General features: G+C 55.3%; 22 protein-coding genes. 7 read left to right on the top strand and 15 right to left on the bottom strand.

What is annotated here, in order from left to right:
• The first annotated feature begins 150 nt into the window (after positions 1-150).
• Genes CKO_RS06345 through CKO_RS06335 form a run of 3 tightly spaced genes read left to right on the top strand, consistent with a single transcriptional unit; the run spans position 151 to position 6,627 of the window.
• Positions 151-1,482, top strand: coding sequence for an SrfA family protein (locus CKO_RS06345; protein WP_012132359.1), 1,332 nt, complete (start codon positions 151-153; stop codon positions 1,480-1,482).
• Positions 1,483-1,486: 4 nt separating this feature from the next.
• Positions 1,487-4,468, top strand: a complete 2,982-nt coding sequence (locus CKO_RS06340; protein WP_012132358.1) for a virulence factor SrfB — start codon at positions 1,487-1,489, stop codon at positions 4,466-4,468.
• On the top strand, positions 4,465-6,627 hold the full coding sequence (locus tag CKO_RS06335) for a virulence factor SrfC family protein (RefSeq protein ID WP_012132357.1): 2,163 nt from the start codon (positions 4,465-4,467) through the stop codon (positions 6,625-6,627). Before CKO_RS06340 ends, CKO_RS06335 begins: the two co-directional genes overlap by 4 nt.
• Positions 6,628-6,691: 64 nt before the next feature.
• Here CKO_RS06335 and CKO_RS06330 read toward each other — a convergent pair whose 3' ends face one another.
• Entirely contained in the window at positions 6,692-6,865 is a 174-nt protein-coding gene (locus tag CKO_RS06330; protein ID WP_048902428.1) for a GhoT/OrtT family toxin, read from the bottom strand.
• Positions 6,866-7,056: 191 nt separating this feature from the next.
• Between CKO_RS06330 and yncL the strand changes: the two genes are divergently transcribed.
• Positions 7,057-7,152 carry a stress response membrane protein YncL gene (gene yncL / locus CKO_RS22320; RefSeq protein ID WP_071818853.1) on the top strand — a complete coding sequence of 32 codons (96 nt, stop codon included), beginning with the start codon at positions 7,057-7,059 and terminating at the stop codon, positions 7,150-7,152.
• A 98-nt stretch (positions 7,153-7,250) separates the two neighbouring features.
• Here yncL and patD read toward each other — a convergent pair whose 3' ends face one another.
• The 6 genes from patD to CKO_RS06305 form a co-directional block, all read right to left on the bottom strand.
• On the bottom strand, positions 7,251-8,675 hold the full coding sequence (gene patD, locus CKO_RS06325) for an aminobutyraldehyde dehydrogenase (protein WP_012132353.1): 1,425 nt from the start codon (positions 8,673-8,675) through the stop codon (positions 7,251-7,253).
• Positions 8,676-8,993: 318 nt separating this feature from the next.
• Entirely contained in the window at positions 8,994-10,403 is a 1,410-nt protein-coding gene (locus CKO_RS06320; protein WP_012132351.1) for an aminotransferase-like domain-containing protein, read from the bottom strand.
• A 51-nt stretch (positions 10,404-10,454) separates the two neighbouring features.
• Positions 10,455-10,871, bottom strand: a complete 417-nt coding sequence (locus CKO_RS06315) for a type II toxin-antitoxin system HicB family antitoxin (RefSeq protein WP_012132350.1) — start codon at positions 10,869-10,871, stop codon at positions 10,455-10,457.
• Between the two features lie 46 nt (positions 10,872-10,917).
• The gene (locus tag CKO_RS22315; RefSeq protein ID WP_071818852.1) at positions 10,918-11,094 is read right to left on the bottom strand and encodes a type II toxin-antitoxin system HicA family toxin; all 177 of its coding nucleotides are present in this window, start codon (positions 11,092-11,094) and stop codon (positions 10,918-10,920) included.
• A gap of 221 nt (positions 11,095-11,315) precedes the next feature.
• Positions 11,316-13,277, bottom strand: a complete 1,962-nt coding sequence (locus tag CKO_RS06310; protein ID WP_012132347.1) for a peptidase U32 family protein — start codon at positions 13,275-13,277, stop codon at positions 11,316-11,318.
• Positions 13,278-13,355: 78 nt separating this feature from the next.
• Entirely contained in the window at positions 13,356-13,892 is a 537-nt protein-coding gene (locus CKO_RS06305) for a helix-turn-helix domain-containing protein (protein WP_012132346.1), read from the bottom strand.
• 92 nt (positions 13,893-13,984) lie between these two features.
• Here CKO_RS06305 and CKO_RS06300 point away from each other — a divergent pair, with 92 nt between their 5' ends.
• Entirely contained in the window at positions 13,985-15,151 is a 1,167-nt protein-coding gene (locus tag CKO_RS06300; RefSeq protein ID WP_012132345.1) for a benzoate/H(+) symporter BenE family transporter, read from the top strand.
• Here the strand turns inward: CKO_RS06300 and CKO_RS06295 are convergent.
• On the bottom strand, positions 15,128-16,003 hold the full coding sequence (locus tag CKO_RS06295) for an AraC family transcriptional regulator (protein WP_012132344.1): 876 nt from the start codon (positions 16,001-16,003) through the stop codon (positions 15,128-15,130). The genes CKO_RS06300 and CKO_RS06295 overlap by 24 nt on opposite strands.
• A 193-nt stretch (positions 16,004-16,196) precedes the next feature.
• Between CKO_RS06295 and CKO_RS06290 the strand changes: the two genes are divergently transcribed.
• Entirely contained in the window at positions 16,197-17,105 is a 909-nt protein-coding gene (locus CKO_RS06290) for a DMT family transporter (protein WP_012132343.1), read from the top strand.
• Positions 17,106-17,137: 32 nt separating this feature from the next.
• Here the strand turns inward: CKO_RS06290 and CKO_RS06285 are convergent, their stop codons facing one another.
• The 3 genes from CKO_RS06285 to tehA all read right to left on the bottom strand — a co-directional run bounded on the left by CKO_RS06285 (position 17,138) and on the right by tehA (position 19,554).
• Complete coding sequence (locus CKO_RS06285) at positions 17,138-17,806, bottom strand: DUF3313 domain-containing protein (protein WP_012132342.1); 669 nt, start codon at positions 17,804-17,806, stop codon at positions 17,138-17,140.
• A 151-nt stretch (positions 17,807-17,957) separates the two neighbouring features.
• The gene (gene tehB / locus CKO_RS06280; protein ID WP_012132341.1) at positions 17,958-18,554 is read right to left on the bottom strand and encodes a tellurite resistance methyltransferase TehB; all 597 of its coding nucleotides are present in this window, start codon (positions 18,552-18,554) and stop codon (positions 17,958-17,960) included.
• The gene (gene tehA, locus CKO_RS06275; protein ID WP_012132340.1) at positions 18,541-19,554 is read right to left on the bottom strand and encodes a dicarboxylate transporter/tellurite-resistance protein TehA; all 1,014 of its coding nucleotides are present in this window, start codon (positions 19,552-19,554) and stop codon (positions 18,541-18,543) included. The genes tehB and tehA overlap by 14 nt, the downstream gene beginning before the upstream one ends.
• Positions 19,555-19,666: 112 nt before the next feature.
• Between tehA and ydcK the strand changes: the two genes are divergently transcribed.
• Positions 19,667-20,647 carry a YdcK family protein gene (ydcK, locus tag CKO_RS06270; protein WP_012132339.1) on the top strand — a complete coding sequence of 327 codons (981 nt, stop codon included), beginning with the start codon at positions 19,667-19,669 and terminating at the stop codon, positions 20,645-20,647.
• On the opposite strand, the gene rimL is transcribed toward ydcK, so the two are convergent.
• The 4 genes from rimL to CKO_RS06250 all read right to left on the bottom strand — a co-directional run bounded on the left by rimL (position 20,639) and on the right by CKO_RS06250 (position 25,136).
• Positions 20,639-21,184: a 50S ribosomal protein L7/L12-serine acetyltransferase gene (gene rimL, locus CKO_RS06265; protein ID WP_012132338.1), complete on the bottom strand. Its 546-nt coding sequence runs from the start codon at positions 21,182-21,184 to the stop codon at positions 20,639-20,641. The genes ydcK and rimL overlap by 9 nt on opposite strands.
• A gap of 141 nt (positions 21,185-21,325) precedes the next feature.
• Positions 21,326-21,550: an HP1242/YdcH family protein gene (locus CKO_RS06260; protein ID WP_012132337.1), complete on the bottom strand. Its 225-nt coding sequence runs from the start codon at positions 21,548-21,550 to the stop codon at positions 21,326-21,328.
• A 178-nt stretch (positions 21,551-21,728) separates the two neighbouring features.
• Positions 21,729-23,384: a glucan biosynthesis protein D gene (locus tag CKO_RS06255; protein ID WP_024130319.1), complete on the bottom strand. Its 1,656-nt coding sequence runs from the start codon at positions 23,382-23,384 to the stop codon at positions 21,729-21,731.
• Between the two features lie 243 nt (positions 23,385-23,627).
• Entirely contained in the window at positions 23,628-25,136 is a 1,509-nt protein-coding gene (locus CKO_RS06250; protein ID WP_024130318.1) for a carboxylesterase/lipase family protein, read from the bottom strand.
• Between the last annotated feature and the right edge of the window lie 29 nt (positions 25,137-25,165).

Below are 25,165 nucleotides of genomic sequence, written 5' to 3'. Positions count from 1 at the left end.
AATAATTTCCCTTAAGTCTTTTTGAAAACGTCAAGATTTTTCCCCCGGCGCTATGCCATGAAAATTAGCCCCTTTTTGCCTCTCTTCCGCCGTTTGCTTGTCTTTGTAATCCGTAAAGTAGATGCGTGAAGAAGTCTAAGGGACAACAACGTGGCAAAAACTCTCTTACGTAGCGGCAATCTGGATGACTATCAGGCCGTGGGCGGCGGCGGTCAGGCCGTATTTGATTCCGCATTGCAAATTCGTGAAACGCTTCGTCTGCGTAAACAGCAGGCAATGGTGGATTGTCTGGCGATCCCGCAAATTAATGACAGCGGCGATCGCGTCGACTGGTATTCCCCGGTCGAGGGAAAAGCCATCGCATGGAAGGCCGCAGAGGAAGAAGCTCGATTTCGGGCGCTGCGCTACCTGAGCAGCACGCTGGAAAACGCGGCGGCGCTGAGCCGCAAAAGTCTGCAATCCGGGAAAACTTCGTTGCAGCTGTTCGGTTCCCTGCTGGAAAAAGCGGTTCAGTTCCCTGGGGAAAACCACGTTTTTCTGGTTGATGGCAAACCGGTCATCACCTTCTGGGGGTTTGTGAATCTTAATGAAAACACCCGTGAGGACGTACTTGACTGCCTGCGCGCCATTGATGTTCCGCCCGTCCTGCCGCCTGCCGCTGAACCCGAGCAGGAGGTGGAAGATGAGCCGTTGCCAGAGGTGACGTTTGCCCGTTCCGATGAGCCATTACTGACGCCGGTGATGATTGAACGCCCCCAGGAACCCGAACCTGAACCGGTCGCCCCTGTTGTTGTCAGCGAACCGCAGGCGCCTTCACCATCTCCGACCGCTCCCGTGAAGCCCTCTTCGCGTCTGCCGCTATGGAGCCTGCCGGTTGCCGCCGTGATTGTCGCTGCCGTTGCGGCGCCGCTGTTGTGGAAACCGTCTGCCCCCGTCGCCGAAGCCACGGCGGTCAGTACGCCGGTTGTCGCCGCGAAAGTAGACAGTAAACCGTTGCCGAAGATGATTGCCCAACTGCCGCTGCATCAGGCGGAAGTGATTCCGCCAGTGAAAAAAGCGAAGCCCGCAGATGAACCGGTGGTGATCGCCGCCATCCCCAAAGATGCGCTGGTGATGGATGCCGGTCAGATGAAAGCGGGAGTCACGCGCTTTTTGAATGGAAACTGGCGCGTACTGATTGACGTTAAAGATCCGGTCAGCGGAAAAGCGCCTTCGCTGCGTTACCAGATCCAGAACAACAAAGGCACCGCCCGGGTGGTACACGGCGACAACATCGTCTGCCGGGCGGACATTTTCTCCGGCCTGCATCAGACCGGAGAGCTGATGATCAAGAGTCGTGGTCACGCACGTTGCACTGATGGTTCGCGCTACCCGATGCCGGAAATCACCTGTAAAGCCAGCACGAATGACGTTGCAGCTTGCTCAGCGCGTTATGACGCCCATGCGGAAGTCCCGTTGACGCTCAAAAAGATAGGTGCCTGATTTTATGTTGGTGAATCTGTGTGATTACAAACAGAGCGTAACGCTCATCGCAAACAGCGGCGTACAATTCCTCGACTTCGGCCTGACGCCGCAGGAGTCTGCCCATCTTGGTCGTTTCGTGCGTAAAACGGCGAACGGCCCCCTGCTCCGGCTCGACTTTGATCTGACCAACGGGCGCTATACGGTACCGGGGCGCACGGGGGGTCAACCTGAAGTGGTCAAACCGGAAAGCACCCAGATGTTGCACTATTCGCTGGATGTGCTGGATGGCGTCTGGTTGCCGCTCCCTTTCCTGCGCTTTAACCCTCCCCGTACGTTTGTGGAAGGCCCCGACAACTGGGCGCGCGTACAGGTGCGTAAGCTGCCTGAACCCGACAGCGCGGGTCATACGCACCGCATTACCGTGGCGCTGGACAGCCAGTTAAGCGAGAACGCGCCGGCGGCGCTGGCGCCTAACGAAAACGACCTGCTCAATGGCACGCGGTTCGCGCTGGCCTGGCGTGATGATGAAATTGCCGATTTTCTTGACCAGACGTGGATTGACGGCTGGCTGCGTGAATCCTTCCTTCACCACGTCACCCAGGAGGAGAACCGCTCCGAGCAGGAGATTCAGCAGGCGCTGCGTAACTTTGAGTACCAGGCGCACTGGTTGAATCTGATGACGTTACTGGGGGAACAGCTTTCCGTACCAGAGGTGAAGCTGGTCACCCACACGCTCAGCACGCCTGCGATTCCGGTAGATTTGATTCTGGACGTCGGCAATACCCATACCTGCGGCGTATTGATTGAAGATCACGGCGACGCCAATGACGGTTTGCGCCAGACGGCGGAATTACAGGTACGCTCCTTAAGTGAGCCGCAATGTCTTAACGATCCGCTGTTCACCAGCCGACTGGAGTTCTCCGAAGCGCGTTTCGGCAAACAGCATTTTTCGGTTGAAAGCGGCCGCGACGACGCCTTTATCTGGCCATCGATTGTGCGCGTGGGCGACGAAGCCCGCAAACTGGCTATGCAGCGTCTGGGAACGGAAGGCAGCAGCGGGATCTCCAGCCCGCGTCGTTATTTGTGGGACGAAACCCCGGTTTTACAGGACTGGCGCTTCAGCCAGATGAACAGCAAAACGCAGCGAGAACCGCTCGCCACCGCCTTCCCGCTGATGAATCTGATGAATGACGACGGACAACCGTTATTCAGCCTGCCGCCTGATGACCGGTTACCGGTCTTTTCGCCGCAGTACAGCCGCAGCACGCTGATGACGCACATGCTGTGCGAAATTCTGTCGCAGGCGCTGGGGCAAATGAACAGCGTGGCGACGCGGTTACGCCTCGGTTTTCCGGCGTCGCCGCGTCAGTTGCGCACGCTGATTCTGACCCTGCCATCGGCAATGCCGAAACAGGAACGCGAAATTTTCCGCCAGCGTATGTTCGAAGCCATCGCACTGGTATGGAAAGCGATGGGCTGGCATCCGCAGGATGAGGATTTTTCCTCCCGTAAACAGCAGGAAAAGAGCGTTGTTCCGGTGCCGGACATTCAGATGGAATGGGATGAAGCCAGCTGCGGACAGCTGGTATGGCTGTATAACGAAGCGATTTCCCATTACGCCGGGCGCACGGAGACGTTCTTCAACGCCCTGGCTCGCCCGGACCGTTTACCGGAACCGGGCGAAACCAAAGGTCGGGCGCTACGCGTGGCGTCTATCGACATTGGCGGCGGCACGACGGATATGGCGGTCGTCCACTACCAGCTTGATGACGGCGTCGGCGCGAACGTCAAGATCACCCCGCACTTACTGTTCCGTGAAGGGTTTAAAGTCGCGGGCGATGACATGCTGCTGGACGTCATCCAGAAATGCATACTGCCTGCGCTGCAAACCCGCTTACAGCAGGCCGGCGTGACGGATGCCGCCGCCCTGCTGGCAACGCTGTTTGGAGATTCAGGCCGCATTGATACGCAGGCGATTTTGCGTCAACAAACGGCGCTACAGCTGTTTATGCCGCTGGGGCACGCCGTACTGGCCGCCTGGGAACAGAGCGATGTTAACGATTCGCTCGCGGGTCTACACGCGACCTTTGGCGAACTGCTGACTCAACGCCCTACGCGCAACGTGATGAATTACATCCAGCAGGCGATCGACCATGCGCTGCCTTCAGGCTCACCGGCGTTCGATCTGCTGAGCGTGCCGTTGCAGGTGCAGTTCAGTCACTTACAGGAGGCATTACTGGCCGGTCAGTTTACCCTGACCTCGCCGCTGCATGCCGTTTGCGAAGCGATTTCTCATTACCGCTGCGACATTCTGCTGGTGACGGGCAGACCAACCTGCCTGCCCGGCGTGCAGGCGCTGATCCGCCATTTACAGCCGGTTCCCGTTAACCGCATCGTCTGGATGGACAAGTATCGCGTCCATGAATGGTATCCCTTCAGCCAACAGGGGCGGATTGGCAACCCGAAATCAACCGCCGCCGTGGGGGCGATGCTGTGCAGCCTGGCGCTGGATTTACGGCTACCGCGCTTTAACTTTAAAGCCGCCGATATCGGCGCCTATTCCACCGTACGCTATCTCGGCGTTCTGGATAACACGGTCAATACCTTGCGTGATGAAAACGTCTGGTATCAGGAGATCGACCTCGATAAACCCGGCGCGAAGCTGGATACCCGTCTGCACTTCCCGCTTCGCGGCAATGTGACGCTCGGTTTCCGCCAACTGGCGAACAGCCGCTGGCCCGCGACCCCACTCTATACCCTGAGCATTAACTCAGCAGAGCTGGCGAAAACCATCGCCGGTGATGGCGTTCTCAATGTCCGGCTGCAACTGCGCGGCGGGAACAAAGAGACGGGGCCGGAATCGTTTGTGCTGAGTGACGCCTGGCTACAGGATGGAACGCCCGTCGCCGCGAATGCCCTGACCTTAAAACTGAATACCCTGGCCGACCGTCGTCATAGCGGCAGCCACTACTGGATCGACAGCGGGAGCGTGTACCTGAAATGAGCAAGACGTTAAACACCACACAGGCCGCCATTGCGTGGGTTAACCATACACGTCAGCACGCAGTACGCCTGGATGATGAAGCGGACGCCCTGCTGGCGCAGCTCACACTCGCCGCTGCCGGTGAATCGGCGCTGAATGCCGCGCAACAGGCAAGAGGCAGCATCGGTCTGTATGGCCATTCACAATCCTCAAAAGCGCATCTGCTTGGCGCGCTGTGCGGTAACGGCGAGGGAAAACTGAACATCGCCACGCCGGATCGCTGCTTTGACTATTTTACCCATATCAACCCAGGCCATGCGCCAGCCAATATGGCGATCCGTTTTACGCAGGATGAAAGCGCGGCGGTTGATAGCGAATGGCCGCTACGTCTGCGGCTCATCAGTGAAGCTGAACTGGTACAACTGTTTATCGCCTGGGCCAGCGCCTCGCCCGATAACCGGCAGGTCGAAAAATCCATTATTGAGACACGGTTAGAAAAGTGGCAGGCGCTGCGTCAGCGTCAGCCGGTTCAGGGCGTGACCGCAGAGGACGTCGCCGCCATTGCCCGTTTCTGGCGCGCCTGCGTTCCTGTCGGGCAACAGCAAATCGACGATGCGCTCTGGCATCAGTTCGCCTCCCTGCTGCCCTCGGTGGATCTGACGACCCGCGCCAGCGCCTGGGCATTACTCTGGGGCGAACAGCCTGAATTAACGCAACAGTGGCTAACGCTGGCGCGTACGCTGCAACAGACCGGCCATGCGCAGGAGTTAGCGGCGCCGTTGAGTCTGCTGGTCGATCATTTCGGCCTTCCGGCAGAAAGTTTTCTGACCCAGGGCGCGTTATCCGGCAACGACGCGCAGAGCGACGTCGTTGTACATCCTGTCGAGCACCATCAGTTACTCAATGCGGTGAGCCTCTCTCTGGATTCACTGGCTTTGCTGACGCGTGAACTGGTGCTTAGCGTTGAAAACACGGCGCTGGATAATGTCGATCTGCTGGATATTCCGCTGGCGCCGGATGCGCACCCGCATCCACTCTGGCGGGCAAAACTCGGCTGGATGCTGGAACATTATCGCCAACATTTGCAGCCCGATGTGCTGGTCATTTGCAATGCCACCTCCGCCCGATCGCAAACGCCCGCTGCCGCCCGCACGCTGCTGGGCTGGGTGAACGATACACAACCGCTGCGCGACGCCGCGCTACCGGGCGTGGTCTGGGCCATTACGCCGCAGGATGCGCGTTTCACAACGCAGCAGAATCTTGATGAAGCCGTGCAGCAGTTAATGGGGAAACCCGGCCTTCACTGGGGCACGCTTCAGGCGCTGGATAAACACAGCTTGCAGCGTCTGGTGGAATGGCTGTCACAGGCGACGTCGCCGTTACAGCGCCAGGCGCGGCTGGCCTCCCTGTGTGAGCAGCATCAACAACGGCTTCATGACCTGCTGTTGAGCCATATCACCCCAAAAGACAGCGGCAATAAGGCGACGGAATCCGTTATTCGCCAGCTTCAGGGGCAGGCCGCCCGGCATGGCGAGTTGCTCGACGGGCTTCTGCCGCCGATACACCATTTTGAGTCGCTTTTGCGTATCCAGCAGCCGCGCGAGGAGCAGGTCAGCGGCCTGTTTAATGAAGCGATCGATCTGTTTGCGGATGAGCCAGACGCGCCCCGCCCGGCAGAAAACAAAGAGACAGGGTATCTGGCCCACAAAATGTGGATTAACCATGTGCGCCAGTGGAGCCGAAATGAGAGCAACGCCCGTCGTTTAGGTCTGGAGTCGCATACGCTCAGGCTGGTCGTGGATATTCTGATTACCGCCAGCTATCGGCTTAATGTGCCTCAGCAGTTACAGCAGATTATGCAGCGTGAAGAGGTTTGCGGCGCGCAGCTGCATGCCGGGATCGGTAACTTTATCGCCTGGCTTGGCTACGAAAATGTGGCGGAGGACGCCCGACCCGCCAGCCGGTTCCAGAAAGGATCGGCGATCTTCAGCGCGCCTCGCCTGCAACCGATGGCCCGGCTCACCCAACTGGATGAACAGCCGGTACATGCCGCCAGTCGCTATGTGTATGACTGGCTGGTCGCGCTCTATACCCGGGCAAATGAAAATAAGGGGTATCAGCATCCGCAGGATGTGTCCGACGCCGACAAAAAACGGCTGATGGCGCTGCTCAATGCCTGATGGCGCTACGCAACATCGTAAGCCGGATAAGGCGCTCGCCCGCCATCCGGCAATCTTCATCTCATCAAAACAACGAAAATAACAATGCGACGGGCAGACTCATCGGCCAGGTTGCGCCCACGAGAACGGCGCTCAGAAAGCGGATACATTTTTTATCGTGGGAAAGAAACCAGGTAATCAGGCAGGCAATCGCCGCCATCACTGCGTAAAAAACCAACATTTTTTGGTAGAGCGACATTTCGGGCATCCGAACCAGAGGGGAAAAACGCGCGCAATATGCTCTTTTTTTTGACGTACATCAAGTTTTATCCGTACTATTCAGCAAAACGCTGAAATAGCGGCACCATTCACCATGTTCATATTTTGTCTTATTGCGGATTGCCTGAACCCGTACTATACACAAAGGGGTCATAACGAAAGGTGGCAAAAATGAATGTTTCCAGTAAAACCGTGGTGCTGATAAATGTCTTTGCTGCTATTGGACTTTTTGGCCTTATCTCATTGAGATTCGGCTGGTTTGCCTGATGTACTGAGTGCTTGCTGCGCATACTGGCAGAGAGCGTTCCTCCTCTCTGCCATCGATTTACGATCTTCCCATGCCGCGCCGGAACGGTAAATTATCCTTAATGTTTAACCATTATGTGGCGGATAACCGTATAGTCTTCCAGCCCATAAAGTGACATATCCTTGCCGTAGCCCGAGCGTTTTTGCCCACCGTGCGGCATCTCGCTCACCAGCATGAAATGCGTATTAACCCAGGTGCAGCCATACTGCAATCGCGCGCTCAGGCGATGCGCCCGACCCACATCTTTCGTCCAGACGGATGATGCCAGCCCGTACTGAGTATCATTTGCCCACGCCAGCACCTGCTCTTCATCATCAAACACCGTCATGCTGACAACCGGGCCGAACACTTCTCGCTGCACGATGGCGTCCTCCTGTTTTGCGCCGGCCAGCAGCGTTGGCGCAAAATAGTATCCTGCGCCGTCCAGTTTCTGGCCGCCGGTCACCACGTTGATATGTCCGAGCGCTTTCGCCTCTTCCACCGCTTTTGTCACTCGCTCAAGGTGCGCCTGCGAGCTGAGCGGCCCAAGCTCAGTCGATTCGTCGTTTGGCGAACCGGTTTTCAGGCTGGCGACCGCCGCGCCGAGTTTCTCAACCAACGCGTCATAGATCCCTTTTTGCGCATAGATACGACAGGCCGCCGTACAATCCTGCCCGGCATTGTAGAAACCGAACGTTCGCACACCTTCGACAACGGCATCCAGATCGGCATCATCAAAGACAATCACCGGAGCCTTACCGCCTAATTCCATGTGCGTGCGCTTAATGGAGGGCGCGGTATGTTGAATAATGTGCTCGCCCGTCGCAATCGAGCCGGTCAGGGAGACCATCCGTACTTTTTCATGCCCAGTGAGCGGATCGCCAACCGTCTTGCCCCGCCCGAACAGCACGTTAAGCACGCCTGGCGGGAAAATATCCTTCGCAAACTCCGCCAGCTTCAATGCCGTCAGCGGCGTGATTTCAGACGGTTTTATCACCACACAGTTACCCGCCGCCAGCGCTGGCGCCAGTTTCCAGGCCGCCATCATCAGCGGATAGTTCCACGGCGCGATCGAGGCGACGACCCCAACCGGATCGCGGCGGATCATCGAGGTATGCCCTTCCAGATACTCCCCCGCCGCCAGGCCGTTCAGACAGCGTGCGGCGCCGGCAAAGAAGCGAAATACATCGACAATCGCCGGGATCTCATCATTGAGCGCGCAATGCAGCGGCTTCCCGCAGTTTTGCGACTCCAGTTCGGCGAATGTCTGCGCATTTTCCTCAATCACGTCCGCCAGTGTTAACAGCAGCTCCGCTCTGGCTTTTGGCGTGGTTTGCCCCCATTCCGCGAATGCCCGGTCTGCGGCGCGAACGGCGGCATCTACCTGTGCGGGCGACGCCTCTGCAATCTCCAGAATCACCTCGCCCGTCGCCGGGTTGTAGACGGGCTGTTTTTCACCTTCACCGCTGACCAGCTCGCCGTTAATCAGTAATTGATGTGGCATACATCTTACTCCTGTCGCAAAATATTGAGCGGCAGCCTTGCCGTAAATATATGTCCTTTCCTAAAAATAGTCGGCGCGTCTGCCGCGCACCTGTTGGGATAAGGAAATTTAATCAGGTTGTGAGCTGACACGCATTACGCCGCTCCACGCGGCGCGCATGTTCCATCTTTCGGAGTATAGACAAGGAGTTAGGCTGAGGATGGAAAAGACGGGGGTATTGATATTTCCTATGGCGAGTCAGCGATAAATAACGTTCTGCCCTGATAATCGATACGCTTTCTCTATTTTGGCTAAAACCAAAAGATGGCAACGCGTATTTTATTTCAGCATATCGCGAATAAGTTTCCCCAGTTGAGATACCGCCTGCTCCTCTCTTTCTCCCCACCCCCATGCGGTATTAAACCGGAAAAAATGCGACCAGGTATCAGAGGTCGAAAACATTTTACCGGGGGCGATACTGATCTGATGCGCCAGAGCCTGCGCACTGAGTTCCCCGGCATCAAGAGATTCGGGCAGTTCCAGCCAGAGAAAATAGCCGCTGTCATTGTGGTGAATCTTCACCTCAGCGGGCAAATGGCGCAGCAGCGTTTGCCAGGCCTGCTGTTTTCGCTCCGCCAACTGGCGGCGCAGACGACGCAAATGCGCGTCATAGCGGCGTGTCGAAAGGTAATCGACCAGAGCAAGCTGCATTGGTGAACTGGTGGATAGCGTACTCATCAGCTGTAGCCGCTGAATTTGTCTGGCGTACTTTCCCGCTGCAACCCAACCAATACGAAAACCGGGAACCAGACATTTCGAGAATGACGAGCAATGCAATATTTTGTCGCGGCGATCCCAGGCTTTGGCAGGCAGCGGTTTGTCGCGGCCAAAATAGAGCTCGCTGTACACATCATCTTCAATCAGCACGACGTTGTATTGATCCAGTAACGCGACCAGCCGCGCTTTTTTCTCCGGGCTAAGGGTGAAGCCGAGCGGGTTTTGGCTATTGGTCATCAGCCAGCACGCCTTCACCGGATACTCCTGTAATGCCTGTTCCAGCGCCGCTAAATCGATCCCCTCTTTTACATCCGTGGCGACCGAAAGCGCCTTCAGGCGGAGTCGCTCCAGCGCCTGTAACGCGCCATAAAAGCAGGGATTCTCCACAATAACCCAGTCGCCCGGTTCGGTAACCGCCTGAAGGCTGAGGTTCAGGGCTTCCAGCGCCCCGGCGGTAATGACGATTTCATCAGGAGAGACGGTAATTCCCTGCTGCGCATAGCGTCGGGCGATGGCATGGCGCAGCTCGCTGTTCCCCGGCGGCAGGTTCTCAATCACGCTCATGGCCGTGGCGGTTTTACTGACCTGCGCCAGGGAACGGTTAAGCTGCTGCAACGGAAACAGACGCGGGTCTGGAAAGGCAGAGGCGAACGGCATCACCGACGCATCCCGGCTGGCCTGCAACATTTCGAAAATATAGGTATTAATATCAACGGATTCATCGCGCATTACCTGCACGGGCGGCATCGCAGGCTGGCGCACCGGGCGCGCCGCCACGTAATAACCCGACTGCGGACGCGCAATAATGCGCCCCTGGCTTTCCAGCAACTGATACGCGTGTCCTACGGTCATAAAACTCATGCCGCTGCTGACCACCTGCTCACGCAAGGAGGGTAATCGATCGCCAGGCTGCCACACGCCGGAGGCGATTTGATCGCAAATTTGTTCCGCCAGTCGCTGATATTTCTTCATCGTTTTTTTATTTCACACAATATGTAATGCCTGCTGGAACAACCGGAAAAGCTAAAGCATAGTCAGCGATAACTCTTTACCCAATGCTTTGGCCGCAATCTGTACAGCATCAATTTTCGTTGCGTGTTTCAAGTCGAATAGTCGGGTAATTTCCTGCTTGGGTCTGCCAATGCGCCTCGCCAGCTCCTGCTGCGTGATTTTTGATTCAAGGAACGCATTCAACAAAAGGACTTTAGACGCAATGCTTAGAGGAATCTCCACATAATCATCAGCTTCATCAACCATTGAAGGTAAAGGAATTGGCTGGTTATCTTCAAAATAAAATTCAAAGGCGGTGACTAATGCGCCCTGCGCGGCTTCGAGAGACTCATGGCGGGTGTCACCTTGTGTTAACGCCTCTGGAATGTCCGGGAACGACACAACATAACCCCCTTCTTCTGCGGGAATGAGATTGACGGGATAACGCATAGTTTCTGGTAACGCTCTCATGTGATCAACCTTATATATCTGATGATTAATTCAAACCAAGCTGCTTTAGTATTGCTTTACGCAGGGTGTCTTTAATTTCATCACCAGGATGTCTGGGCATGACGCTTCGTTTGTCATGATATCTCAACTTCAAATGATTCGTTCCATTTGTTACATCGACTCCCTGAGATTCAAGCCAGCGTCTGAACTCGCTCTGCTTCACCGCGCCTCCCTGCCATGTATTATAACCATAAGGTAAACATTTTTGTTTACCTTTTCTCTTTTTTTGAATGTTATACACCCCGAAATGGCTTTTGGCTGATTAACACTCAAAAACCGGAAAGCCGGTTCCAGTTTTGCGGGAAGGTTAACTATGGTGAGAGGGGGTTTAAGGTACATCAGGCGTGGCCGGGTGACGCTCAGCGTTCCCGGCCAGCCGCTGACTTAGTTTTTACGTTTTGGCAGCGTTTTCATCAGTTCTTCCGGGCTTACGGAGGCGACAACGCTGCCGGGCAACGGCATTTTCAGAATATGAGTTTTGATCTTGCCGATAACGTGCATTTCGCACGGACGGCAATCAAACTTCAGCGTCAATACTTCGTCGCCGTGTACCAGTTGCATCGGCGTTGCTTTCCAGCTTTTGATATTCCCTTTCGCCTGTTTCGGGCACAGGTTAAAGGCAAAGCGCAAACAATGTTTGGTGATCATCACCGGTACATCACCCTTCTCCTGGTGCGCCTCATACGCCGCGTCGATCAGCTGGACGCCGTAGCGATGATAAAACGCGCGCGCTTTGTGATTGTAGACGTTAGCCAGGAAGCTCAAATGCGTTTCCGGGTAGACCGGGGCTGGTTGCGCCACCGGCTTACGGCTGCCGCGTTGATAGTTCGCCAGACGCGCCGCATCCAGCATCTCTGCCGCTTCGCGACGGAACTGGTTGAGTAAACTGTTCGGCACGAACAGTGCGCCAGGGAGATTAACCTCGACGTTACGCGCGTAGTACATCGTCTGTCCCAGCTTCGCCACGCCTTCTTTCAGGTTGTTCAACGCTTTTTCGGCGTTGTTCGCCTCGTCAAACTGCCCCTCCAGCGTATGGGTGACGCTCACGCCCTCTTCGCTGGTCAGCGTCAGAATTAGCTGTTCCTGCCAGCCGCCTAACGCGATATCCACCGCCACCCGGCGTTCGCTGGAGGTTTTGGTTAACGCCTGCTGCCAGTTGTGGTCGAGATTACGGTTCAGCGGATGATGCGGGCGCACTTTATGCAGGTCGGACGGCATTTCATTCGGCCAGACGCGATAACGGTTCTGCCCCGTCTTTTCCACCGTATTGGCGCGAAACCCCACTACTTCACGTTTGATCAGCACATTCAGGCCATCGCCGTTGGATAACGGTTCCGTCACCTCAACGTCCAGGTGATCTTTTGCCACTTTGACGACTTCGCCTACCGGCAAACCGATAAATTTTGGCGAATCGAACGCGCCGATATCCCCTTTACGGGCGTTAACAAAATAGTCGGTACTGCCGCGATGGAAGGTTTTATCCGTAGAAGGAATAAAAAAGTGCTCAGTACGACCGGCGGAAGCCCGCGCCAGGTCGCCACGCTCCTCGATAATCGCATCCAGCATCTGGCGATAGTGCGCCGTGATGTTCTTCACATAGCTCATGTCTTTGTAGCGCCCTTCAATTTTGAAGGAGCGCACGCCGGCATCGATCAACGCGCCCAGATTGGCCGTCTGGTCATTATCTTTCATCGACAACAGGTGTTTTTCGTACGAGACCACCCGCCCCTGATCGTCTTTTAAGGTGTACGGCAGGCGACAGGCCTGGGAGCAGTCGCCACGGTTAGCGCTGCGACCGGTCTGCGCATGAGAGATATAGCACTGCCCGGAATAAGCCACGCACAGCGCGCCGTGGATGAAAAACTCAATAGTAGCGTCGGTGGCCTGATGAATCGCCTGGATCTGGCTCAGACTCAGTTCGCGCGCCAGCACAATCTGGGTGAAACCGACGTCGGCAAGGAATTTCGCCTTTTCAACGCTGCGGATATCACACTGCGTACTGGCATGCAGTTCAATGGGAGGAATGTCCAGTTCCAGGATGCCCATATCCTGCACAATCAGCGCATCGACGCCGGTCTGGTACAGATCGGTAATCAGCCGTTGCGCGGGCTCAAGCTCATCATCATGCAGAATGGTGTTTAACGTCACAAAGATCTTCGCGCCATAGCGATGCGCAAAAGGCACCAGTTCCGCGATATCTTTCAGGCTGTTACTGGCATTATGCCGCGCGCCGAAGCCAGGCCCGCCGATGTAAACAGCATCGGCGCCATGTAAGATCGCTTCACGAGCAATGGCGGTATCGCGTGCCGGACTTAACAGTTCAAGGTGATGAGGTTGCTGGCGCATACGGTTAATATCATCCAATAACAGCAAAATGGCGGCTATTGTAGTCAGAAGCGCGACGTTTCGGAATACTTTTCCCGTCTAACTATGTGGGTAATGGATCAAGGAGTGAAAGTGAACCGTCTGGTCGCTGTTATTGCGATACGCATGGGCGGCATCTCCCGCAAAACGCACGCCTTCGCCGGATTTGAGCGTGCGCCATTCCCCGGCAATACACATATCCAGCGTTCCCTGAATCACCACCACATGTTCGATGACGCCTGCCTCATGCGGCGTCGATTCGCTAAGCGCGCCCGGGGCCATCAATATTGAAAAATGGTCAAAACGGAGCTGCGGGTCCCACGGAAACAGCGGCGTGATCACCATTGCCTGTTGCTGCGGGTCGAAGGTCGGGAGATCCTCCGCTTCCGGCGGGGAGATAAACGTTGAAAACGGGACATTCAAACCGGTGGCAATCTTCCATAATGTCGATACCGTCGGGCTGGATTCGTTGCGCTCTATCTGGCCGAGCATTGCTTTTGAAACCCCTGTCGCTTCCGCCAGACGCGACAGACTCCATTCTCGCTGTTGGCGCAGCGCCTTCAGCGTCGTCGCCAGATAATGGGTCAGGTTGTCCATTTTTCTCCTCCGGTAAAGCCGCAGTCTATCACTTGTGCGCTATAGCGCACAATGCTACAGTTTTTGACCGTTATAACGCACAAGGGGCAATCATGCGGTCATTTTCACTTCCTCTGCCAACCGTGTTGTCTGGTTTTGTTGCGGTCCTGGTCGGCTATGCAAGCTCAGCGGCAATCATCTGGCAAGCCGCGATTGTCGCCGGCGCATCAACCGGACAAATTGCCGGATGGATGACGGCGCTTGGCATCGCGATGGGTGTCAGTACGCTGGCGTTAACCCTCTGGTATCGTGCTCCGGTGCTGACGGCATGGTCAACGCCCGGCGCCGCGTTACTGGTTACCGGCTTGCAGGGTCTCACGCTTGCGGAGGCCATCGGCGTATTTATTGTCGCGAATGCGTTAATCGTTCTGTGCGGCGTAACCGGGTTGTTTGCCCGCTTAATGCAGGTGATTCCGCATTCTCTTGCCGCCGCGATGCTGGCCGGTATTTTATTGCGTTTTGGTTTGCAGGCGTTCGGTCATCTGGATGGCGAGCTGTTTCTGTGCGGCAGTATGCTGCTGGCGTGGTTAGCGCTGAAAGTGCTGGCGCCGCGCTATGCGGTTATCGCCGCAATGGTTGTCGGTATTCTGGTTGCGGGCATGAAAGGTGACATTGTCACGTCTGGCATAACCTTCTCCCCGGTGCTACCGGCGTTTATCGCGCCCCATTTTTCGCTTGCTCATAGCCTCGGCGTCGCCATTCCACTGTTTCTGGTGACAATGGCGTCACAAAACGCGCCCGGTATCGCCACGATGAAAGCCTCCGGTTACTCCCTTCCGGTTTCGCCGCTGATCGTGTTTACAGGGCTGCTGGCGCTGGTTTTATCTCCTTTTGGCGTCTACTCCATATGCATTGCCGCTATTACCGCCGCCATTTGCCAGAGTCCCGAAGCGCACCCGGACGCCGGGCGTCGCTGGCTGGCTGCGGCTGTCGCAGGCGGGTTCTATCTGCTGGCGGGATTGTTCGGCGGTTCAGTCACCGCTCTGATGGCCGCCCTGCCCGTAAGCTGGATTCAGATGCTGGCCGGGCTGGCGCTGCTGGGAACAATCAGCGGCAGTCTGCACCAGGCATTGCTTAATGAAACGGAGCGTGATGCCGCTATCGTGACCTTTCTCGTCACCGCAAGCGGGCTGACGCTGCTGGGCATTGGCTCTGCGTTTTGGGGACTGGTAGTCGGAGGCGTCTGCTACGGGGTGCTATCGTTTGCTCGCCGCGCGTAACTGCGACGGCGTCTTACCGGTCACCTGCTTAAAGCGATTGCTGAAATGGCTCGCCGAACTGAATCCGCAGGCCATCGCGATCTCTGACAGCGAACGGGTTGAATGGCAGACCCATTGCTGTGCCAGCGCCATACGCCGCTGCATCACGTACTGGTGCGGCGCCATGTTCATCGACTGGCGAAACATTCTGGCGAAATGAAATTCGCTCAATGCCGCCTCGCGCGCCAGATCGCTTAGCGTCAGCGGCTCAGCAAGATGCGCTTCAATGTACGCCAGCACATTGCGCAGCGTGGCGGGCGCCAACCCGCCAGTAACCGTCGGGAGACGCCACTGTACGTTACTGTAATGCTGCACCAGATGCGTCAACAGCAGTGACGAGGCGGCGCTGAGCGTCATATGATTCGCCGGTTGCTGCCAGTCATTTCCCAGCAGGAACTGGCGATAAACCGCCGTTATTCCCGGATCGTTGCCAAAGGTGCGCTCATCCAGGGTAAAGCTGTACGGGCTTTTATCCCAGACTTTTTCCCCAACATCCCGCAGATGGGCATCTGTACAGTAGAGATGGACAAACGACAGGTCGTCGCGAATGTCCCAGACGGACTCACTCTCTTTTGGCATCAGACAGAAGCGATCCGGCCCCCCGCCATTCTTCCAGCCGCCCGGCGTTTTGTGGTAGCTCTCGTAGCCGTCAGCGACATACAGGCTGAGAGTATGGTGATCGCAATATTGCGTAATGTTGTCACGTTTATTTGACCATGCCGCCAGCTGGACACCCGAATGCAACGCAACCGAGTCATGCAGCACGGCATTATGTTTGCGTAAATTTTCAAAGGCATCATAAGACTGAGACATACCATCACATCACAAAGCAGTAATAAGTAGAATCTCAGTCTATAACAGCCACGATCCGTTTCCAGCCCTCACCGCTCAGACAGCGGCAAAAAAGCGCAAGATTTTGCAAGTCATCCGCAAACCGGTGCAAGCGCGCGCATTTTTTACATGTCACATTCCTTCTTCGGATAATAAAGATAAAGAAGAGAGTGTTATGAACGCATTATTATACTGTCTGGTGGTTGTCATTTGGGGAACCACCTGGATTGCGATTTATCTGCAACAAGGCCCGGTATCGGCGCCCGTGTCCATTTTCTGGCGGTTTGCCGTCGCCAGCGCGTTAATGATGCTCATCCTGCTGGCGAGCGGGAAATTACGTAAATTATCCGGGCGCGACCACCTGTTTTGCCTGTTACAGGGCGGATGCGTCTTCTGCTTTAATTTCTGGTGTTTTTATAGCGCCGCCGCCTGGATCAACACGGGGCTGGAGTCCGTCATTTTCTCAATGGCCGTACTGTTCAATGCGGTTAACAGCTTTGTGTTCTTCGGGCATAAACCGCCGCTACGCTTTTATTACGCTGCTGGTCTGGGATTAACGGGCATTATCACGCTGTTCTGGCAGGATCTGGCCAACAGCGGCTGGAACCACTCGCTGTTACTGGGGATTGGTCTGAGCGCGCTGGGAACGTTTGGCTTCTCTTTGGGAAATATGATCAGCATGCGCCATCAGAGAAAAGGTCTGGAAGTCATGACCACCAACAGCTGGGCGATGCTGTACGGCACACTGCTGATCGCCGCCATTGCCTGTATACGCGGCGATAACTTCACGCCGCAATGGACGTTGAGCTACCTCGGCGCCCTGCTGTATCTGGCAATATTCGGTTCTGTTATCGCGTTTGGCGCGTATTTTACTCTGGTGGGACGCATCGGCCCCGGCAACGCGGCCTACAGTACGCTACTGTTTCCTCTGGTGGCGCTGACAATATCCACACTCTATGAAGGTTACGTCTGGCAAATGAATGCCGTTGTTGGATTAGTGCTGATTCTGGTTGGCAATCTGGTAATGTTCACGCGTCCAGAGGCGTTAATGAGTAAGTTAATTTACCGTCGCCGGGCGGCATAAAAAAACGCGCCATCCGAAGATGGCGCGTGAACTTATTTTTTACCGACATCAAACATGGTGGCATCAGTCGCCATGTCATCAATCACTTCTTTCAACGTTTCAAACGCCATCGGCGTATTTTCGTTGCTCAGGTCTTTACCCTCGCCCTGACGAACCACTTTCACCACCGGTTTATTGGTGGCGGCATCAATCAGCTCGCCTTCAAAGTAAAGATGCGTATCCATTGTGCGATGGCCTGTCGCCATCTGCGTACCCGCAACCACCAGGGCGACCGGCACCACTTCATAGAATTGCAGCCCCTCTTTGCTGGTATCAACGCCGGTTATCGCGCCGCGGAAAATCAGGCTACGCGGCCCCGGGGTCGTTACCAGAGGTTTACGTTTCTCAATGGCCGTTTTCAGTTGGGTATCGGTATAGCTTCGTAATTTATCCAGAACCTGCTGCCCGACCTGCGTCGTGGGTTTTGGCACCGGATAGTAGGTTATCGGGTTCCAGACGATGCTGTCATATTTAGATTCATCAAAGCTGGGGTCAACCCAACGGAGCACCGGTTTTCCCGTTGCGGAGGTTGTTTCTTTCAGCCCTGAATAATCTTTTAAGAACCCAGAATATTTATCCGGCTGAGTGATTTTTGACGCACAGCCAGATAAAGCCAATAAGCCAGAAAGCACTGCAACTTTAAATAAAGTATGAGTACGCATGGAAACTATCCCTTTTGTTTTTGCAGATATGCAATTGGAATAGTAGCAAAAGGAAACTAATCTGGATGGACTATAAATGGTATCGCCAGCACAAATTCAACACGGCGAGTTGCAGGCCGTATCAGGCCTGCAACGCTATCGTAAAATTGCGTTATGCGCTTTTACGCGCCAGCAGCGTCGCAAAACGCAGTTTGATGCGGTTGCCGTTGGCGTCCGTGCGGTGAAGTTCACCCACATCCTCGTTGTATTTCAGCAATTCCCAGCCTTCGTAGTAACGGCGCAGTTCCCCTTCTTTAAACGCAAACGGGAAACCCACGGTGCAGGGGAAATCTTCCGTATCCATTGCCGCCACAATCAGGTTATGCCCGCCCGGTTTGGTGCAGCGCTGCATATTGGCAATCAGCCCCGGAATGGTTTTCGCTTCCAGGAACATCATCACGACCGTTGAGAGAATAAAATCGTAGTCGCCTTCGAAGCTTAACGCGTTAAGGTCAACCACCTTTGCTTGCAGGTTTTCCAGCCCTTCCGCCGCTTTGATGCGCTCAACGTTGGCGATGCTCATCGGATTCTTATCCCAGGCGGTAACGTCATAGCCGTTCGCTGCCAGATAGAGGCTATTACGGCCATTTCCGCAGCCCAGATCCAACGTTTTACCCGGCGCGACCACCTTTGCCGCCTCAACGACGTCGGAGTGTGTGCGGGTTAAATCGTATTTTTCAGTAAAGTAATTTTCGTCACGAAGGGTCATTAGTTATCCTCAGATTCAGTAATGCGGCGCGTTCTGTGCGCACGAGAAGTTTCCCCTGCATCAGCAGCGCAAACGTGCGTACGAGCAATAACGCTATGATAAAATTGGTAAAAATAAACAACGGAATCGCCAGCGTATGAAAAAATCCCGACGCGCTGGCGTGCCCTAAATGCAGCCCTGTCGTCGCCAGCGCTGAAACGCCGAACGAGAAGCTCCAGAAAGAGGCATTAAACGGCTGTGACAGATACCACGGCATCAGGCGCAGCATGAAAAGCAGTTGCAGCAAGCCATAGCCAAACAGCATTTTTGCCAGCGTATCGCCTTCTCCGCCGTTGACGCTCAGCCAGGCGCTACAGGCTACTAACGCCGGAGCCAATTGAATGCCCAGCGATGTGCGCAGCACCGCCGGTAATTCACCGGAACTGCGCAAACGTTGCAAAATAACGGGTTCCAGACTCAGCCACGAGAATACGCCAGCTCCTAAAAAGACCAGCCCGGCGTCGTTGTAACCCAACGCGCCGCAGGCCATCGCGCTAATAAAGTTATTCGCTACCGTCGGCAGATACAGCCCCGGTGTTGTCGCCTCTTCAGGATGCGAACCGCGCCAGAGTCCCGCCGTTTGCCATGCGGCATAAGCCAGTTGCACCACGACGCCAATGCTGAACAATCCCACGGCTAATCCACGACACCAGGGGACAAAACCAATCGCCACCAGCATCGTGGTCGCAGGAAAAAGGCTGACAAAACTGCTCTTTACCGGATGCCGTACCTCCGCCAGTACGCTCTGTGGAAAACGCAGCAGACGGTTAAGAAAGGCAAGCGTCAGCAAGCTCCAGATGATCATTGCCAGGATCACCAGGCCATCGCCAATCCAGTGACTGACGGGCCAGATATGGCTGGCATAGCGCCACGCGAAGCCCATGCCAATGGTGCCCAGTACCATCCCAAAATAGCCAGCCGGAAGATTAAGCACCCGGTCGCTCTGCTTGTTCTTACTCATTTTGTTTAATTTATAAAGTATATTTTAAATGCATTTTATGGAATTTCGCCCTGTTTAGCCAGTGCTGAAAAATTTGCTACGGTTATCTTAAGCGAGCAAAGGGAAATTCCCCATGAGCAAATATCACCTGAGTGAAGAATCGCGCGCCTTTAGTTATCAGGATAACGGCCACAAGAAAAGCGTCCTGCTACGCCAGATCATTGCCCTTACCGACTTTAACGACGTCAAAGCCGGAACCGCTGGCGGCTGGGTAGACGACGAAAGCGTGCTGGCGCAAGAAGGACACTGCTGGATTTACGACGAGAATGCCCTCGCATTCGCCGGGGCGATGATTTCAGGCAACGCCCGCATCACCCAGGCCTGCATCATCAGAGATCGCGTGCAAATCGGTGATAACGTCTGGATTGATCTGGCCGAGATCAGTCACGGCGCCCGGATAAGCAACAACGTCACCGTGCAGAATTCGGTCGTTCGCGGTGAATGTCATCTGTCTGGCGACGCTCGTATTCTGCACCATTCGGAGATTATCGCCGCAAAAGGCCTAACCCAGGAAAGCGACCTGACGCTGCAAATCTACGATCGCGCCACCGTCAGCAGCTCGCGCATTGTCCATCAGGCGCAAATCTACGGCGATGCGATAGTCACCCAGGCGTTTATTGAACACCGCGCAGAAGTGTTTGATTTCGCGATCGTCGAAGGAAATGAAGAGAATAACGTCTGGCTTTGCGACTGTGCCAAAGTGTACGGTCACGCCCGCGTTATTGCGGGAACGGAGGAAGATGCCATCCCCACGCTGCGTTACAGTGCTCAGGTGGCGGAACACGCGACGGTTGAAGGTAACTGCGTATTGAAACATCACGTTCTGGTCGGTGGTCATGCCGAACTACGCGGCGGCCCTGTCCTGCTTGACGATCATATCCTGATCGAAGGCCATGCCCGCATTCTGGGGGACGTGCTGATTGAGCATCATGTGGAAATCACCGATCGGGCGACGATCGAAACCTTTGATGGCGACAGCATCCACTTGCGTGGCCCAAAAGTGGTTAACGGTGAACAGCATATTACACGAACACCGTTGGCAGGGTTACTCTGAGGCGTTCTCGATAATGCGGGCGTACAGGTTAACGTCGTGATACTCCCCGTTGAGAAACTCCGCTTGTTTCAGGCATCCTTCCAGTTCAAAACCATTGCGGCGCGCCACCTGGTTGCTCGCCTGGTTCGCAACCCGACATTTAATCACAAAGCGTCGAAGCTCGCCGCGCCCGGCATAATGGCCGATAAACGCCTGAAGCGCGCGCGACATAATGCCCTGCCGCTGGTGAGATTCATCCAGCCAGTAACCGATATAGGCGGTTTTATTCAACGGCTCTATCAGATTAAACGAGATGACGCCCACCACCTCCTCTTCCTGAAAGATAAGGAACATTTTGGCGTAGCCTCGCTGGTGCAACATCATATTACCCTGCACATTTTTGCGCGTATCGTCTTCACTGGCGACAAACTGCGGCCAGTTTAGCGATGCCTGTAGCCAGTCTTTGTTTTTAAGCACCAGTTGATGTAACGGCGTAACATGGCACTCTTCCACCGCTCGCAGTTCCAGTGTTTCGCTGATCGTGATGACTTCAGCCATTTCTCCATCCTTTACGGTGACAACAGCAGGATTTATTAGCTTATCACAGACTTGCCCGCATACCTGAAAACAGGAAGGGCTTCCTTGTCTGTCAGGAAGCCCTTTTAAGCAGGACAAAGACTGCGCAGTGCCTACAACGAATCAGCTCTCATTCAAACTTTCTTTCTGCAATATTCTGAGCAGATCCTCCTTCAGATGGAGTTTCTCTTTCTTCAGACGAACAATATCCAAACTGTATCCCCTGCCGTCAGAACCTTCCAGCCGGGCAATCTCATGATCAAGGGTGTTGTGTTTTTCGAACAAGGAAAGAAAGCGAGGATTCTCGGTTTTCAGTCGTGAAATCAGATCTCTGTATTCTGGAAACATACGCACTCCCTGTTAGTGGCTGTAAAACGTGTACTGAAGTACACACCGTCAGCTTACGCATTTGACATAAGGAATAATGCGAACGGGATCGAGTTTAAATAATGAGCAGAAAATGCGCCGGGAATCGTCGGGAGAAAAGAGCCGCCAGCAGTGTGGCGGCTCGGGGCAACAGAGCGGATTAACGCATCACGCGGTCATCAACGTAGCGACGCTTATCCGGCGCCGGCGGGAAATACTGATACAGCCAGGTTTCGCTAATGGCGTCCCCCTGGCAGCGCAGGAACATACGCATATCCACCGGGTCGGTCGAATCTGACGTCGGATACCAGTCAAACTGGATGCGATAACCATCGAACGGTTCGACGTAGAGGATCTCAATCTGTTTCGCTTCGCCGTTAGACAGCGTAATGACAGGCTCGATCCCCTTCGGCGCAGCGGCTTTCAGGTCGCCGCCGACAAAATCAATGGCAAAGCGGCGCGCCCATTTTTCAGGGTAGTGTTCACCCGGCGCCCACCCTTCGGGGAAACCGCCCATACCGGTACGGGTCGCCATCACGCGCGCCAACGGCGAGCGAACCGGCGGTTGCGCGCTCCAGTAAAGACGGTATTTGAATGCCAGATCATCGCCCGCTTTGATCGCTTTTTCCGGCTGCCAGAAGCACACCACGTTATCGAGCGTTTCACCGGTCGTCGGGATTTCCATCAGGCCAATAGACCCTTTCCCCCATTTGTTACGCGGCTCCACCCACAGGCTTGGGCGTTTGTTATACCAGCCCATGATGTCCTGATAGTGGGAAAAGTCACGGTCAAGTTGCAGCAGGCCGAACCCTTTCGGGTTATTGTCGAGATAGGCGTTGAACTGCAATTTCTGCGGATTATTCAGCGGACGGCAGATCCATTCGCCATTGCCCAGCCACATGGCCAGGCGGTCAGAGTCGTGAATTTGCGGATGAATGGTGTCGCACATCCGGCGTTCATTGTTGCCGCAGCTGAACATGCTGGTCATTGGCGCGATACCCAGCTGCTTGATGTCTTTACGCGCATAGATGTGGTTTTCCACATCCATGATCACCTGGCTCTCTTCACAGTGGATCACAAATTTATAGGCGCCAGTGACGCTTGGGCTGTCCAGCAGCGCGTACACGGTAAACGTGGTGTCGCCCGGTTTCGCCGTCTCAAACCAGAATGCGGTGAAGTCTGGGAACTCTTCTTTGCTGTCGGTATAGGTGTCTATCGCCAGGCCTCGCGCGGACAGCCCGTACTGATAAGTGTCATCCACCGCGCGGAAGTAGCTTGCCCCCAGGAAGGAGACGATGTCGCGACGCGCCAGTTCAGGCGCTTTAAAGGCGCGAAAGCCCGCGAAGCCAAGGTCGGTTTGCCCTTCCAGTTGACGGGTATCGACACCGGCATCGTTGTATTTGAACAGTTCCGGGCGGAAATGAATTTCGCGCGCCTGATGCGTGCTGGCATCAAGCGAGAACATACGCACGCGACGACGAAAGCCCATTCCTACGTGGAAAAATTGCACATCCAGCTTGCGGCCTTCGATGTTGTTCCACAGAGAGTGCGCCGCATCGTACTGAATGCTGTTGTAGGCCTGCGGCGTCAGATTCGCCAGCGTATTGGGTAACGCCCGGGGTTCACCGCCCCACGGTTTTTGCGCTAAATCGTTCGCCATTGATTGCAGAACGGAAAAGTCAAAACGGACGGTTTGACCATCTGCAATATCAGACTCTGCCGCGAAAGCGGCGCGGGAAAAGAGTGAAGCAATACCGCTCGTACCGCACACGGCGGCCATTGCCATTGAACCTTTAATAAATCGTCTACGATCCATACCTGAAAGTGAGTCCTTCTGGTCGTGTGAATGGTCCCGCGCTGGTCTCTATCAGCGGCAAGAAGTGCAACGTTTCTGACCGCTCACTCTAGACAAAATTCATTAATAATCCAATTGTTGGCTGTCGATAATCTGTACAAAAGCCAAAATATTTTATGTCGATAAGAACAGACTGAATACCGTGTAAATGCAGATGGCGCGCTTTCAGGTTATGAAAAGCGCAACCTGCCGAACATCTCGCCATTATTCCAGACTGACGTGATGTTTCATCACCCGTTTGAACAGCGCCATCCGCGCACCCATAAAGCGGTTCTCTACTTTAAAACCGGCAAATTTATTCAGTCCGATGCGTAACAAGCGATCCCGCCCCTGAACGCAGGCGGGCCAGCGCACCGGACCATGCAGAACATCGCAGGTCCGGCTGGCGTGACGGGCGAAATTAACCCAGTAATTGGCGATATGCCGGGCAAACGCCAGATCGTTGTCATTCACGTAATTGCGCGCGGGTTCCGCCAGCGTCAGCGTATCAAAGACATACGGCACTTCATTTCCGTGCCAGGCGCCGTTGGCGTAGGTTGTGTGTTCAGTTTCCGCGACATAGTCAAACCAGTATCGCCAGCACGGTTCGCCTACCCGCTGCTGCGCCTGCATCACCACATAGCCCAACGTGGTGAACGCCATATCGCGGCAGACCTGACGCCCCAGTTCCTCATCACCCTTCACGCCGGGATAGAGCAGCTTGATCAGCCCTAACCCCAGTCGGCGTTCGCGCCGCAATTTCGCGATCTGCCCGGCGAGATCAACGCCAAACACCGCCATCACGCTCGCTTCGTCGCTGTTGGAGCCAATCAGAACCGGCATTGGGTGCTGCTTTCCGGCAAAGAAGGTCTCCATCATCGGCTGTGGCAATACCGCATCGCCGGAAATCGGCGTCGGCGCGATTTTCAACGGCGCGCCCAGCGGCCAGAATGCCTCCGCCGGTAGCGCCCGCAATTGTTCAGCAGTAGCGTCCGGCAAATTAAAATGCGCCGCCAGTTCGATGCCCTTTTGCAGCGCGACCTCGCGCGGCGTATCCGGTAACGTATAACCACTCTGAATAATAGCTTTATGGAACAGGCCCTTTGCCCGTGGGGACGCCATCAACGACAGGACGCTACGCGCGCCAGCGGACTCGCCGAACAGCGTCACATTCTGCGCATCGCCGCCGAAAGCGGCAATATTGTCCTGCACCCAGCGTAGCGCCGCGATCTGATCGAGCAAGGCGAAGTTATGCACGCATTCGCCGTCCTCGCCATCAAGGGCCGGATGAGCAAAAAATCCCAGGTGACCAAGACGATAATTGAGCGTGACTACCACGACATCGCGCTTCGCCAGCGCACAACCGTCGTAAGGCGGTAATCCTCCCGCGCCGATGGTGTAGCCGCCGCCATGCAGCCAGACCATCACCGGCAACGGCTGCGGGCGCACCGCGGGCGCCCAGATGTTCAGATACAGGCAATCCTCGGAAAAACGCCCCGGATCGCCCCCGCCAAGCTCGCGACAATATTCAATATCCTGCCAGCTGGCGCATGAAAATGTATTCGCAGGGCGTTCGCCCTGCCAGGGAGCGGCAGGCTGTGGCGCCCGCCAGCGGAGCTGACCCGTAGGCGGTGCGGCATACGGTATACCGCGCCAGATGTGGATGTCGTTTTGCACGACACCCATGACATTTCCCTGTTGTGTTTCGACAAGCGGGATGGAGGGATTCAACATGACGCATTCCTTTTCCTTCACATCCCGAC

This window comes from Citrobacter koseri ATCC BAA-895, assembly GCF_000018045.1.
Classification (GTDB): Bacteria; Pseudomonadota; Gammaproteobacteria; order Enterobacterales; family Enterobacteriaceae; genus Citrobacter_B; species Citrobacter_B koseri.
Note: the sequence above shows the minus strand (reverse complement) of the source record. Positions and strands in the feature narration are given on the sequence as shown.